The sequence below is a fragment of the Ferrimonas sp. YIN67 genome, assembly GCF_057219095.1.
Window position 1 is genome coordinate 61,342 of sequence record NZ_JBXVVJ010000008.1, and the last position, 13,504, is coordinate 74,845.

Sequence of the window (13,504 nt, forward strand, 5' to 3'; positions counted from 1 at the left end):
AGGGGCAAACTATTGGCCAGTTTTTGACCATGTGCCAGTCGTTTACTCCTCTTTTGAGCCATCCTTCTGCTCGGCAAACTTGTTGATCAGATCCATGGGAACGGGGAAGACGATGGTGTTGGTGCGATCCGTCGCCACTTCGGTCAAGGTTTGCAGGTAGCGTAATTGCAGGGCGCTAGGCTGCTTCGCCAGGACCTGTGCGGCATCGGCCAGTTTTTTCGACGCTTCCAGCTCGCCACTGGCGTGGATCACCTTGGCGCGGCGCATTCGCTCGGCTTCTGCCTGGCGGGCCATGGCGCGGACCATGGATTCTGAGATATCGACGTGTTTGATCTCCACGTTGGCGATCTTGATCCCCCAGTTGTCCGTGTGCTGATCCAGGATCGTCTGCAGATCCCGATTCAGGGTCTCCCGCTCTGACAGGAGTTCATCCAGCTCGTGCTGCCCCAGTACGCTGCGCAGGGTGGTTTGTGCCAACTGGCTGGTGGCTTCGAGGTAGTTCTCCACGTTGTTGATCGCCATCTGGGGGTCGAGCACCCGGAAATAGACCACGGCATTGACCCGCACTGAGACATTGTCCCGGGTGATCAGATCCTGGGTCGGGACATCCAGCACTATGGTGCGCAGATCGACCCGCACCATCTGTTGGATCACGGGAATGATGATGATCAGGCCCGGGCCCTTGACCCGCTGGAAGCGGCCAAGCAGGAACACCACGGCCCGCTCATATTCGCGCAGGATACGGAACATGCTGATCAGGATGAAGAGGACCAGCACGACCAGGCTCATCAGGGTATATGTAGGGATCATGGGTTCTCCTTATTCGGCGATGTTGGAGCGGGCTTGATCAGCAGTACCATGCCGTCACGTCCGGTGATCTCGACCGGCTGACCCGGCCTGATGGGGATATCACTGCGTGCCTGCCAGATCTCTCCGGCAAAACGTACCCGGCCGTCACCGGGGAATCCGTCGAGGCTGACCGCCTCACTTTGTTGAAACTGGCTGTCCCCGGTACTGGCGGGCTTACGCCTGATCTTCAGCAACATGGACAGCACCAGGGTGAACAGGCCCAGGGAGGTGAGGGAAACACCGAGGATCAAGGGCAGGGCGATCTGGTAGCCGGGCAGTTCGGAGTCCATCAGCAGGGTGGATCCCAAGGCGAAGGCGATCACGCCACCAATTCCGAAGAGCCCGAAGCTGGGACTGAGAGCTTCGGTGATCATCAGCAGGATCCCCAGCAGCATGAGGCCCAGCCCGGCGTAGTTGATCGGCAGCATCTGTAGGGCGTACATCGCCAGTAGCAGGCAGATCCCGCCCAGTACGCCGGGAAGGCCAACGCCCGGGCTGTAAAATTCGAGGATCAGGCCATAGAGGCCGATCAGCATCAGCACGTATGCCACGTTGGGGTTCGTGATCACCGAGAGGAGTTTATGGCGCCAGTTCGGTTGCCGCTCGAGGAGCGGGCCCGTGGCGGCGACCACCAGAGGTTTACCGGACACCTTGACGGTGCGTCCGTCGATCTGTGCCAGCAGATCCGGAAGGTCTTCGGCCATCAGATCGATCACCCCCAGTTCAAGTGCCTCCGAGGCGGGCAGGCTGGCGGCTTTGCTGACGGCGGTCTCGGCCCAGTCGGCATTGCGGCCATGCAGCTCGGCAAGGGCACGGATATAGGCGATGGCATCGTTAAGGACTTTCTTTTCCATGGTGGTACCGGCCACCACTTTATCCGGATCGGCCGGAGAGGCACCCTCTTCGCTCTCACCTTCCGAGGGCGTCGGGGCTGTGGGTTGCGTCCCGGGCATGGGACCCAGGGATACGGGGGCGGCGGCACCGATATTGGTGCCCGGTGCCATGGCGGCGATGTGGGAAGCCAGCATCAGGTAGGTGCCCGCACTGGCAGCCCGGGCCCCGCTGGGGGAAACATAGGTCGCGACCGGAACCGGGGACTGGATCACGGCCTGGATCATCTGCCGCATCGCCGTGTCCAGGCCGCCGGGCGTATCCAGCTGGATCACCACCAGGCTGGCCTGGGCCTCGGCGGCAAGGGCCAGTTCCTGCTCCAGGTAATCGGCACTGGCTGGACCTATCCCCCCCTTGAGGGGCACAAGCCAGATCTGGGCACTTAACGGGGCGCAGGTGAGACAGAGCATGACGCAAAGCAGCAGGGCCCGCATGCGGTATTCCCTATGTCGGCTTTTCAGTGCCCTAAGTATGGCTCAGTGTGCCTAAAGCGGACGTGTTCAATAGCGGCGTTTCTTTTCCTCCTGGGTCATGAGAGGGATCTCCCGCTCGGCCAGGCTGGCGTAGATCAACTGGTAGCTGAGGATCGCCTCGATGTATTCACGGGTTTCACGAAAGGGCACCGTGGCGACAAAACGCGGGGCATCGAGCGTCCCGCTGGAGCGTTTCAGCCAGCGGCTGACCCGGTGAGGCCCGGCATTGTAGGCGGCACTGGCGAGCAGCCGATTGCCGTCATACCTTTGGTGCAGCTGGCGATAGTAAGCTGAGCCAAGCTGAATATTGCGCCGGGGTTGATAGAGATCATTGGGTCCGTGATAGGACGCACCGATCTTCTCGGCAGTGCTTTGCGCGGTGCTGGGCAACAGTTGCATCAGGCCGTAGGCGTTGGCATGGGAGCGGGCCCTCGGGTAGAGCGCGCTTTCGCGTCGGGCCACGGCTTGCAGCAGGGCGATGTCCAACTGGCGCAGCTCGGCAAAATGAACAAAGTGCTCATCGTAGGCATTGGGAAATCGCCAGGGCAGTGCATCCCAGAGTTTGGCCGCGATGGTGCCTTCCACCGTGAGGAAGTACCACTGCTTGTCGTAGGCAATGGCGATCAGGGCACTTTGTTGTTGTGGGGAGAGGCGCGGAAGTTGCCAGCGGATCTCCCTGCGGGCGTCTTCGAGCTTGCCCAGCATCATGAGCTCCTCAAGGCGAGCGGTGCCCTCCAGTGCCAGGGTGTCCTGGAGATCATTGGACGTGTAGTAGGGCAGATCGCTGTCGAGGGCGTAGGGCACCTTCAGCCTTTGTGCCGCCATAAAGCCATAGAAGTTGCGTTGTGTCGCCAGGCTGGCGAAGGCCTTTTGAGCGGTGTCATGCAGGCCCAATTGTTCGGCACTGTAGGCGTGCCAGAAACGCCACTCGGCCTTGGCCTGTGCCAGCGGGCTCAGAAGACTGAGGTAATCCTGGATCCCTGTCCAGTCTCCATCGAAGATGGCACGGCGCAGCCGAAGGAAGAGCACATCATCCCTGGGCGTCAGGCGCATCAGTTGCTCTTTCTCAGCGTCCCACTCGCGCTCCAGTAGGGCCTTAAACAGCAGATCGTGGGCGGTTTGTTCTCTGTGTTTGCCTAGCTGTTCTTCCCACCGTTGCCACTGGCGCCAGGCTTGGCTAAGTGACTTCCCTGTCTGGCGGCGAATGGTCAGGCTGGCGATCTCGGCACCAGCATCCCCCAGTTTGTTCAGTTCTTTATGGTTTTTCTTCAGATCGCTGGGATAACGATAGAGGCGTACGAGGAGATCCCCTTGGCTACGATAGGGCGCATCGAGCAAGCTGTTGAGGTAGCGCAGCAAGGCATATTGGCTTGCCTGGTAAGCCAACAGCATGCGCTGCCAGACCTGCTCATCCGTTCGTTGGCCTGCCTTGTCCCAGGCCTTGAACAGGGGATCACAGACCTTGTTCCGGCTGCGGCCGGACAACCACATCAGTCTGGCCCCCTCCCAGGCTTGCGCCGTATTGCCCTGGGCCAGATGGGCACGGTAGTAGTAGCAGCGCAGAGCTTCGCTGTTGGGGGGCTCTGGGCTGATGGCGAGGAAGGGAGCCCAGTCTCTGCGTTTCCCCTTTTCCGTGAGGTAGTGGTGTTTGAAAGGGAGCTTCAGGGGCGTGTCTGCAAGATCTTCGAGGACCGCCATCGCCTCCAGGGAGGTTAGCTTGGGGATCTGACTGCGGTGATATTGATAATCCAGGTAAGGTGCTAGCGGGTACCCGTCGAGCTTTTGTCGTAACGGGTAGTAGCGCTGATGACGTCCCTGTGCGAGGGCCTCATCGGCTTGTTGGTACCAGGCCCGCTGCTGGTCGACGGAGGCCGCCTGTACCGGTAGAGACAATATCGCCAGCATGAGCCAGGACTGGCACTTGATGCTCCCCAAAGACAATTGCCCACCTCTTTTTGGTTTGAGTGTGTTGCGCCATCGAATGGCTGCATCAGACAATCTGTATAGCTTAGTCGGGGTGTTTGTCGTGCCACAAAATAGTTGAAGGAGGAAGGCGTTCATGGGTCGTGTTGCAGTGCCTGTTTGAGGAGGGCGGGATCGGCCTCTTTGGCGTTTTCAATGCCCAGGGCCCGGACCTGCTCACCCTGTCGCAGCAGGTTGCCGCGGCCCGTGGCAAATTTGCCCATGGCGCTCTGGTAGGTGTTGTGGGCGGTATCCAGGGCACGTCCCAGTTTTTGCAGGTCGTCGCCAAAGCCCACCAGCTTGTCGTACAGTTTGCCGGCCTGTTGGGCGATCTTGAGGGCGTTCTGGCTTTGATGTTCGTAGCGCCACAGGTTTTGAATGGTGCGCAGCGCCACCAGCAGATTGGTCGGGCTCACCAGCAGGATATTGTGGGCCAGGGCATCGCTGATCAGGGAGGGATCCTGTTCCACTGCGGTCAGGAAGGCCGGCTCCACCGGGATAAACATCAGCACATAATCCAGGCTGCGGATCCCCTCCAGCTTGTGATAGTCCTTCTGCCCCAGTCCCTTGATGTGGGCACGTACCGAGGCGACGTGCTCCGTTAGGGCCTGCTGGCGTATCGCCTCCTCTTCGCTGTTGAAGTAGCGTTCGAAGGCGCGCAGGGACATCTTGGCATCGATGATCACGTCCTTGCCATCGGGCAGGCGTACGATCACATCGGGCTGATAGCGTTTGCCATCGGCCTGTTGCAGGCTGGCCTGGATCTCATACTCCCGTCCTGCGGTCAGACCGCTTTGCTCCAGCAGGCGAGCCAAGACCACTTCCCCCCAGTTGCCCTGGGCCTTGTTGTCGCCTTTCAGTGCGCGGGTCAGGTTGAGGGCATCTTCACTCATCTGCAGGTTGAGGGACTTGAGATCTCGCAACTGCTGCTCCAGGGCATGGCGTTGCTTGGCCTCTTCGGTGTGGGTGTGCTGTACCTGGGCGCGGAACTGCTCCATCTGCAGTTTGAGCGGAGCCAGCACTGCATCCAGATCCTTGTTGCTCTGCTGAAGGAAGTGTTGCTGTTTCTGCTCGAAGATCCGGTTGGCCAGATTTTCAAACTGACTGCCCAAGCGGGCCTCATTGTCTTGGAACTCGCTCAGCTGGGCACGCAGGTGCTTCTCCTGACTGCGCAACTGGCCCAGGGCGCCATGGAGGCGGTTAAGCTCCTGCTCCTTGGCCGCCAGGCGCTGCTCCAACTCGTCACAACGATTTTGTCCCTGTTGCGCCACTTGTTCGGCCACCAGGCGGGCCTGAGTCAGGTGTTGGCTGCGTAGGAAAAGGCTCAGGCACAGCAGTACCAGGGTTCCTGCCAGGGCACTGGCAATCCAGAATTCGATCGTCATGGCCAGATCTACATCTTTGATTGATAAGAGAATGGCTTCGAGCTTGGCATCCTAGCGTCGACCCTGCAAGGGGGGGGATCTCATCGTGGCGTGAAGGGGCGTCGATTGCGTTTTTTTGCAGCGAAAAACCATGCTGGCGTCGCCTGTGCAGATTGCTTGCGATCCCTTGGCTTGAATCCAGCGTATCGGTAAGGTGAAAGAGAGTGGGCGCCAAGGCGTTCTTTTTCTTGTGTTGGTGGATGCAGCAGGAGTGACCATGAGTCTCAGAAAGGGAAGAAACCGTTGGCAGATGGACACAGAGTCGGTGACACCGGAACCGGTTTTTCGTCAGCGACGACATATCGTCCAGGCCCTGGGCCTCTCGGCCATAGGCGCCAGCGTCCCCCTTGGCGTTCAGGCAGGTCTGCTGGATTGGCTGGGCAAACCGGCCGAAACGGCCCGTCGCTCTCCTTTGGCGTTCGATGGCAGCCAGCGCTTTGGCATCGCCGATCCCCTGACACCGGAGGAGAAGGTGATCAGCCACAACAACTTCTACGAGTTTGGCACCGCCAAAACGGATCCCCAGCGCTACGCCCAGGATCTGGTGACCGATCCCTGGCAACTGGAGATCAGTGGCGAAGTGGACAAGCCTGGTGTCTGGTCTGTGGCTCAGCTGTTGGAGCGCTTTCCCCTGGAGGAGCGGATCTACCGGCTGCGCTGTGTCGAAGCCTGGTCCATGGTGATCCCCTGGCTGGGATTTCCCCTGGCGGCGCTGCTGGAGTTGGCGCAACCCAATAGCAGGGCACGCTATGTCGCCTTTGAGACCCTGTACGATCCCCAGCAGATGCGTGGCCAGCGCTCCCGGGGCATAGGTGGGGGGATCGACTACCCCTATGTCGAGGGTCTGAGGCTGGATGAGGCGATGCACCCACTGACCCTTCTCTCCCTGGGGCTGTATGGCAAAACCCTGCCGCCGCAAAACGGCGCGCCCATTCGCCTGGTGGTGCCCTGGAAATACGGGTTCAAAAGCATTAAGTCCATTGTGCGGATCCACCTGACCGACCGGCAGCCACCGACCACCTGGAATCAGCTGGCCGCCCACGAGTATGGCTTCTACGCCAATGTGAATCCCGACGTGGATCATCCCCGTTGGTCCCAGGCCAGCGAACGGCGGATTGGCGAAGGGGGCTTGCTGTCGGCCAAACGGATCCCGACGGAGCCCTTTAATGGTTATGGCGAGTTTGTCGGCGATCTGTATGACGGCCTCGATCTACGGCGCAACTACTGAGGGGAGCAGGGATGAAGAAGCTGGTTTTGCTCAAAGCCTTGTTGCACCTGGGGTGTGCCCTGCCTCTGCTGTACCTGTTGCTGGCGGTGCAAGGCGGCGCGGCCGGTGGCGATCCGGTTCAGTACATTATCCATTTCCTTGGCATGGGCACGCTCCACACTCTGATGGCGACCCTGCTGATCTCGCCGCTGGCCCGCGGACTCAGGCTGGGCTGGTTGGTACGGGTTCGGCGGCTGCTGGGACTCTGGTGTTTCACCTATGCCCTGGCACATCTTGGGGCCTTCCTGGCCTTTGATCTGCTGTTTGACTGGGCGCTACTGCTGGGGGAGATCGTCAAGCGTCCCTATATCACCGTGGGGATGACCGGCTTTGTGCTCTTGCTGGCGCTGGCAGTGACCTCACCCAGGGCGGCGCAGCGTAGGCTGGGCCGTCGCTGGAGCACGCTTCACCGCGGGATCTACCTGGTGGCCCTGCTGGCTCCGGTGCATTTCTGGTGGTCGGTGAAGTCCGGCAACCTGGAGCCCGCCCTCTACCTGTTGGGGTTTGTGGCGTTACTGCTGTGCCGGCCCTGGATCCGCCAGAGGATGGCGACATTGTGGGTTGGGTCAGTCAGGGCTAAATCGGTTAAGCCCGTCGGCGGTGGGCGAGGCTGAAGCACGGGCGCGCTGCTTGTGGTCGATGCCGGCTGCTTTACGGTTCTTTGCCAAAGGGTGCCTTGTACGTCGGTCGAGCCAGCATTAATTTGGGAACAAATAACCAACAATAAGAAAGAGTTCCCATGGCGAAACCCATATTTGTGTCCCTGGCCGTCGGTGCCGCCCTGGCGGCGCCGGCCTGGGCCGAGCCGGTAAAACGGGCGGACAACCCTCAGCCCAATGTGATAGTGATCCTGGCAGACGATCTGGGCTATGCCGGTCTCTCCAGTTTTGGTGGTGAAGGGATCCATACGCCGAATCTGGATCAGCTGGCGGTAAATGGCATGAAGCTGACCAACTTCTATGCCACCAGCACCGTCTGCACCCCGACCCGCATCGGCCTGATGACCGGTCTGTACCCCCAGCGCACCGGACTGGATCATATCTACCACTACTGCGCCGCCGAGGAGGGGTTGAGTCCTACCGACTACCCCTCGTTGCCACAGCACCTCAAGGCTCAGGGGTATCGCACCGGGATCTTCGGCAAGTGGCACCTGGGCTCGGCCCCAGAAAATCAGCCCAAGGCCCATGGCTTCGATGACTTTGTCGGTTTCCTCGATGGCAATATCGATTTCCAGTCCAAGATGAACACCGAAAGTGAGGTGGACTGGTACGTCCATCATGAGCGGATGGATCAGGAGGGATACATCACCGAACTGCTCAACGAGGCCGTGGTGGACTTTATCGAGCGGGAACACGAGAACCCCTTCTTTATCTATTTTGCCGAGCCTGCGCCCCATGTACCGTTGCAGGGGCCGACGGATCCGCCATTGCGTACTGAGGCGTTCTACACCTACACGGTGCAGGGGCAGTATCCCAAGGCGGAATATATGCGCCGCTATTCCGATATGCTGACCTCAATGGATGAGGGGGTGGGGATGATCATGGAGAAACTCCGTGAGCACGGGCTGGAGGAGAACACCCTGGTGATCTTCACTTCGGATAACGGTGGTGAGCGCACCGGGGTTCGCCATGGCCAGGTCAACGGACTCCATCGGGGCCATAAGAACAGCTTCCACGAAGGGGGGATCAAGGTGCCGGCCCTGGCCTACTGGAAAGGCACCATTGCGCCGGGTCAGACTCATGATGATCTGATGATCACCCATGATCTGACGCCCACCATCGCCAACTTAACGGGCCAGGCGATGGATGCCACCCTGGACGGGGTGGATCTGAGCCAGGCCCTGCTCCAAGGCAAGCCCCTGGCCGAGCGGGACATGTTCTGGCAGCACACCCATAAGCTGGCCATGCGCCGGGGCGACTGGAAGCTGATCTTCCATAAAGAGAGCCCTGAGCTGTATAACCTGGCGGAGGATCCTAGGGAGACCACCAACCTGGCTCGACAGGAAGCGCATCAGGAGCTGCTTCATGAGATGGTCAACGCCGCGTTTGACTGGCGTAAGGCCACCGCCGTCGGGATCCCAGCCGAGCGGGAGATCGGGGTCGCCACCCCCTATAATGGCCCCTGCAAACGGGATCTGGATGCCTTCAATAAGGGCAAGAAGTTCCGCTGGACCGACAAGGGTGGGGTGATCGAGTAAGGGCGAGTTCCTCGCTTAAACAGAACAACGCGCCATCAGGGCGCGTTGTTCATAAGGGGGACTCAGTACCAGAAGAGGAGCTGTTCCTGTGAGCGTCGGGTCTTGGGAAATTGAGGCTCATCGGCACGGTATCCCAGTGCAACCATTGCCGCAGGCCGGTAGCGCTTGGGATCGATGCCAAAGTGCTGCTCCAATACCTCACTGGTTTTGTCCATCTCAAACCCCTCGATAGGGCAGGAGTCGATCCCCAGCAGGGCGGCTGAGGTCATCACGTTGGCCATGGCGATGTAGGCTTGTTTGGCGGACCAGTCGGTGATCTGGCGCTCGCCATGGATCTTGAAGTCGTGCTCCTGAAACTTCTCAAACGCCTGGTTGATAAAGCCGATCACCTCATCGGGCAGCTGTTTCACCTCTTTCATAAAGCGTTGTTGATAGTCAGAGTTGTGTTTCATGGTCACATCGGTGTGGGCCAGAAAGATTAGGAAGTGGCTGGCGGTATCCAATTGACCCGCTGTCCCGTTGAAGGCACCGTTCGCTCCCCAACTGAACTCTTTGAGTAGCTCCCGTTTTTGCGGAGACTGCACCACCATCAGTTGCCAGGGCTCAAAGCCGAAGGAACTGGGAGAGAGTCGAGCAGCCTCCACGAGGGTGTTGAATTCGCTGTCTCCGATCTTGCGGTTGGGATCAAACGCCTTGGTGGCATGGCGAAATTCAAAAGCGTCAAGAAGCTTATTTTGCATGGTTGAGTTTTCACTGGATACTGTCATTTCTCATACTCCCGCTGTTCAACACAGCAACATAGTTAAACCGGGCTGGCATTGGGCTCGGCAGCGGGAGCAGGTTACCCAGGGGCAGGGGCGAAGAAAATGACGTTAATGTCCAATTACTTTGGATAAAAATGTCCATAATAGAGGGCAATCCCAGATCTGATCACCAGGCCTGATGAAGCGCTTTCGCACAAGGAGCGACGATGTCCCGAGCCAACCAACTGTTACTCTTTATGGATGTGGTCCAGCAAGGTTCCTTTACTCGAGCGGCAGCCCTGCATGATATGGATAACTCGTTGTTGTCCAAGCAAATAAAAAAGCTAGAGGCCAGCCTTGGGGTTCAGCTACTCAATCGCTCAACCCGCTCCTTCTCACTGACCTCGGCGGGTGAAGAGATCCTGGTCCAGGCCAAAGTACTGTCGAACACCCTGTCACAGATCCAGGCCATTGCCGATGCCTACCAGGCGGAGCCCACCGGTACCTTGCGGATCAGCGCCCCGGTCTATTTTGGTCAGCGCTACCTGCAACCCGTGATCTCCCGGTACCTGAGACGCCACCCTCAGGTGAAGATCAACCTGAGTCTGGATGATCGACTCTCAGATCTGATCGCCGATCATTTTGATCTGGCCTTTCGTATCGGCAAGCCCTCCCAGTCCAACCTGATTGCCAGGAAGATCGCCGATACACGCTATGTTTTGGTCGCCTCCAAGGACTTTATTGCTCGCCACGGTACGCCGGCGACACCGGAGCAACTGGTCGCCCTGCCTGCGGTGATCTACAGCAACCCGGATGTCACCCTGGATCGCCTCTTGTTGAGTGAGACACCCCATGGTCAGGATCTCAAGACCTATCGCATGCGGGGACACTATAAGGTGAGTGATGTCGCGAGCCTGATGGCGGCGGTCAAAGATGGCGTGGGCTACAGCCTGATCGATCTGTTTTACCTGGATCAACCCATCGAAGGGCTGGATCTGGTGCCTTTGCTGACCGATCACCGCTTATCCACCATGGAGACTCGGATCTATGCGCTCTATCCACACCGCCGTCAGGCCAAGCTGGCCAGTGACTTAATTCAGGCTGTGCAGGACGCCATCGGTTCGCCGCCCATCTGGACAAAATATATGCCGGATTACTCGAGTCATGATCAGTGACGAGGGAGGGGGTAATCGTTCGTGATCGGTGAGCCGAAAGATGGTTGGCAGGCATTTTCTGCTGCTCGGTGAGTCGGCTTCCTCCCCTCTTCATGCCACGGGCAGGGTGCTCGCGCTCTGTCGGCGGGGGGACGCACTTGACCTAACGGACTGCGAGGCCAATTTCCACCCTTTGTTGATGCTTGTCCCGGTGATGAATACGTATGTAGAGGATTGTCCTGGCGTCAGGGGGATAGATAGCATGAGCCTGTCCGCTTGAAAAGAAAAAGGAAATCTTCGTGGCCACTGGTTCCCCCCTGACTTCATCCCTTGCTTCATTCACCTATGCCGGGCGTTTGACGCTGACGGCGCTGGGCGTCTCGCTTGCCCTGGCACTGCCGACGACGGCCTGGGCAAAGACGGTGACCCTCCAGTCACCGGATCAACGCATAGAAATCACCCTCAGCGACGACAATGGGCGTCCTGAATACCACGTTCATTTCAATGGTGAGCCGGTGATCGCGCCGTCCCGCCTGGGCCTGACGTTTCGCTCGGTGGGCGAGTTTGGCCAAGGGTTTGAGATTGGTGAGGTGACAACCCAAGCCGGTGGCGAGACTTGGCAGCAGCCCTGGGGAGAGCGCGAATGGGTGGTCGATCATCATAATCTGATGACAGCGCGATTGAGTGACGGTGAGCACGAGTTCGTGATCGCATTCAAGGCGTTCAACGACGGCATCGGCTTTCGTTACGAGGTGCCCAAGCAGGGGACCCTGGGGCCTTTGGCGATCACCGATGAACTGACCGAATTCGCCCTGCCGGATCCCCATGGTACCGAGGCCTGGTGGATCCCGGCCCGGGGCTGGAACCGCTACGAGTACATCTATAAGCATACTCAGGTCAGCGAGTTTGACCGGGTGCATACGCCGGTGACCTTTCGCATGGCGAGCGGCACCCACCTGAGCATTCATGAGGCGGCCTTGACGGATTACGCCGCCATGACCCTGGATCAGCGTCGCGATGGCACCCTGAAGGCGGATCTGACCCCCTGGTCCGATGGCGTGCGGGTGAAGACTCAGGCGGGATTCAAGACGCCGTGGCGGACGGTGCAGATCGCCGATGGGGCGACCGGCCTGCTCAACTCCGATCTGATCCTCAACCTCAATGAGCCCAATGCCCTGGGTGACGTCTCTTGGGTGAAGCCGAGTAAGTACATCGGGATCTGGTGGGGGATGCACATCAATGAGAACACCTGGGGCTCCGGCGATAAGCATGGTGCCACCACGGCAGAAACTCAGCGTTATATGGACTTTGCCGCCGAGCACGGTTTTGCCGGGGTCCTGGTGGAGGGCTGGAACATCGGCTGGGACGGTAGCTGGTTCCATAATGGCGATCTGTTCAGTTTCACCGAGTCCTACCCTGACTTTGATATCAAGGCAGCCACAGATCATGGCCTGGCCAAGGGGGTTCGGCTGATCGGTCATCACGAAACCTCGGGCTCGGTCACCCATTACCGCAAACAGATGGACGACGCTTTTACCCTGTATCGTGATCACGGGGTGGCCCAGGTGAAGACCGGCTATGTGCAGGATGGCGGTAACATCAAGCGGGTCGATGATCAGGGGATCACCCGTTACGAGTGGCATGATGGCCAGTTTATGGTCAACGAGTACCTCGACAATGTCCGCAAGGCCGCCGAATACGGGATCAGCATCAACACCCATGAGCCGATCAAGGATACCGGACTGCGTCGCACCTACCCCAACTGGCTGAGCCGTGAAGGGGCCCGGGGTCAGGAGTTTAATGCCTGGGGCACGCCGCCCAATCCACCGGAGCACACCACGACTTTGGCCTACACCCGTATGCTGGCGGGCCCCATGGATTTCACCCCGGGGATCTTCGATCTGGCCCCTGAGGGGCTGGATGCACAGAACCGGGTGCAGACCACACTGACCAAGCAGTTGGCGCTGTACGTGGTGCTCTACAGTCCTGTTCAGATGGCGGCGGATCTGCCTCGTAACTACCTGGCGCGCAGCGATGCATTCCAGTTTATCAAGGATGTGCCCACCGACTGGCGTCAGAGTGTGGCGCTGGCCGGAGAGGTGGGTGAGTACGTGGTTTTTGCCCGTCAGGAGCGCGGTGGGCGTAGCGGGGGAGAGGACTGGTACCTGGGTGCCATTACCGACGACTCGGCCCGGGAGATCCAGGTTAACCTGAGCTTCCTGGAGCCGGGACGCCGTTATGAGGCGCAGATCTACCGTGATGGGGAGCAGGCCAATTGGCGTGATGATCCCTACGACTATGTGATTGAGAAACGCCTGGTCACCAGTAAGGAGGCGATGACGCTGAAACTGGCCAGCGGTGGTGGCACCGCCATCCGTTTTAAAGCGCTTTAACCGTTTTTTGCCTTCGGGCTTATGCCCGGCCAGTTGGCGCAGCGACCCAGTTCGCTGCGCTTTTTTTATCTCAAACGGGCAGTCAGTACCGAGAAATTGTTCCATCTGACTGAACTGTATGTGAAAAAAACGTTAAGCTGCGAGCAGGTAG

The 13,504-nt window shown here is 59.2% G+C and carries 10 protein-coding genes; 5 read left to right on the plus strand and 5 right to left on the minus strand.

All coding sequences use genetic code 11. The features are described 5' to 3' along the window. Positions 1 to 42: 42 nt before the first annotated feature. The 4 genes from AC2D8U_RS16195 to rmuC all read right to left on the minus strand — a co-directional run bounded on the left by AC2D8U_RS16195 (position 43) and on the right by rmuC (position 5,560). On the minus strand, positions 43 to 810 hold the full coding sequence (locus AC2D8U_RS16195; protein ID WP_484620114.1) for a slipin family protein: 768 nt from the start codon (positions 808 to 810) through the stop codon (positions 43 to 45). Further along, positions 807 to 2,174: an NfeD family protein gene (locus AC2D8U_RS16200; protein WP_484620115.1), complete on the minus strand. Its 1,368-nt coding sequence runs from the start codon at positions 2,172 to 2,174 to the stop codon at positions 807 to 809. The genes AC2D8U_RS16195 and AC2D8U_RS16200 overlap by 4 nt, the downstream gene beginning before the upstream one ends. A gap of 66 nt (positions 2,175 to 2,240) precedes the next feature. Further along, positions 2,241 to 4,154: a transglycosylase SLT domain-containing protein gene (locus tag AC2D8U_RS16205; protein WP_484620116.1), complete on the minus strand. Its 1,914-nt coding sequence runs from the start codon at positions 4,152 to 4,154 to the stop codon at positions 2,241 to 2,243. A gap of 116 nt (positions 4,155 to 4,270) precedes the next feature. After that, positions 4,271 to 5,560: a DNA recombination protein RmuC gene (gene rmuC, locus AC2D8U_RS16210; protein WP_484620117.1), complete on the minus strand. Its 1,290-nt coding sequence runs from the start codon at positions 5,558 to 5,560 to the stop codon at positions 4,271 to 4,273. Positions 5,561 to 5,816: 256 nt separating this feature from the next. On the opposite strand from rmuC, the gene msrP reads away from it, so the two are divergent. The 3 genes from msrP (at position 5,817) to AC2D8U_RS16225 (ending at position 9,063) form a co-directional block, all read left to right on the plus strand. Next, entirely contained in the window at positions 5,817 to 6,827 is a 1,011-nt protein-coding gene (gene msrP, locus AC2D8U_RS16215; RefSeq protein WP_484620118.1) for a protein-methionine-sulfoxide reductase catalytic subunit MsrP, read from the plus strand. Between the two features lie 11 nt (positions 6,828 to 6,838). After that, a complete protein-coding gene (msrQ, locus tag AC2D8U_RS16220) occupies positions 6,839 to 7,480 on the plus strand; it encodes a protein-methionine-sulfoxide reductase heme-binding subunit MsrQ (RefSeq protein ID WP_484620119.1) in 642 nt (213 codons plus the stop codon). A gap of 125 nt (positions 7,481 to 7,605) precedes the next feature. Next, positions 7,606 to 9,063 (plus strand): sulfatase-like hydrolase/transferase, encoded by a 1,458-nt coding sequence (locus AC2D8U_RS16225; protein ID WP_484620120.1) that lies wholly within the window; start codon positions 7,606 to 7,608, stop codon positions 9,061 to 9,063. Positions 9,064 to 9,125: 62 nt separating this feature from the next. Here the strand turns inward: AC2D8U_RS16225 and AC2D8U_RS16230 are convergent, their stop codons facing one another. After that, complete coding sequence (locus AC2D8U_RS16230; RefSeq protein ID WP_484620121.1) at positions 9,126 to 9,803, minus strand: NAD(P)H-dependent oxidoreductase; 678 nt, start codon at positions 9,801 to 9,803, stop codon at positions 9,126 to 9,128. Positions 9,804 to 10,033: 230 nt separating this feature from the next. Here AC2D8U_RS16230 and AC2D8U_RS16235 point away from each other — a divergent pair, with 230 nt between their 5' ends. Together AC2D8U_RS16235 and AC2D8U_RS16240 are read left to right on the plus strand one after the other, a co-directional pair. Continuing rightward, complete coding sequence (locus AC2D8U_RS16235) at positions 10,034 to 10,981, plus strand: LysR family transcriptional regulator (RefSeq protein WP_484620122.1); 948 nt, start codon at positions 10,034 to 10,036, stop codon at positions 10,979 to 10,981. Positions 10,982 to 11,259: 278 nt separating this feature from the next. Further along, the gene (locus AC2D8U_RS16240) at positions 11,260 to 13,353 is read left to right on the plus strand and encodes a glycoside hydrolase family 97 protein (RefSeq protein ID WP_484620123.1); all 2,094 of its coding nucleotides are present in this window, start codon (positions 11,260 to 11,262) and stop codon (positions 13,351 to 13,353) included. The last annotated feature ends 151 nt before the right edge of the window (positions 13,354 to 13,504 follow it).

Bases quoted from the DNA above. Each gene is read 5' to 3' on its own strand.
- AC2D8U_RS16195 (WP_484620114.1), bottom strand. From the start codon at position 810: ATGATCCCTACATATACCCTGATGAGCCTGGTCGTGCTGGTCCTCTTC.
- AC2D8U_RS16200 (WP_484620115.1), bottom strand. From the start codon at position 2,174: ATGCGGGCCCTGCTGCTTTGCGTCATGCTCTGTCTCACCTGCGCCCCG.
- rmuC (WP_484620117.1), bottom strand. From the start codon at position 5,560: ATGACGATCGAATTCTGGATTGCCAGTGCCCTGGCAGGAACCCTGGTA.
- msrP (WP_484620118.1), top strand. From the start codon at position 5,817: ATGAGTCTCAGAAAGGGAAGAAACCGTTGGCAGATGGACACAGAGTCG.
- msrQ (WP_484620119.1), top strand. From the start codon at position 6,839: ATGAAGAAGCTGGTTTTGCTCAAAGCCTTGTTGCACCTGGGGTGTGCC.
- AC2D8U_RS16225 (WP_484620120.1), top strand. From the start codon at position 7,606: ATGGCGAAACCCATATTTGTGTCCCTGGCCGTCGGTGCCGCCCTGGCG.
- AC2D8U_RS16230 (WP_484620121.1), bottom strand. From the start codon at position 9,803: ATGCAAAATAAGCTTCTTGACGCTTTTGAATTTCGCCATGCCACCAAG.
- AC2D8U_RS16235 (WP_484620122.1), top strand. From the start codon at position 10,034: ATGTCCCGAGCCAACCAACTGTTACTCTTTATGGATGTGGTCCAGCAA.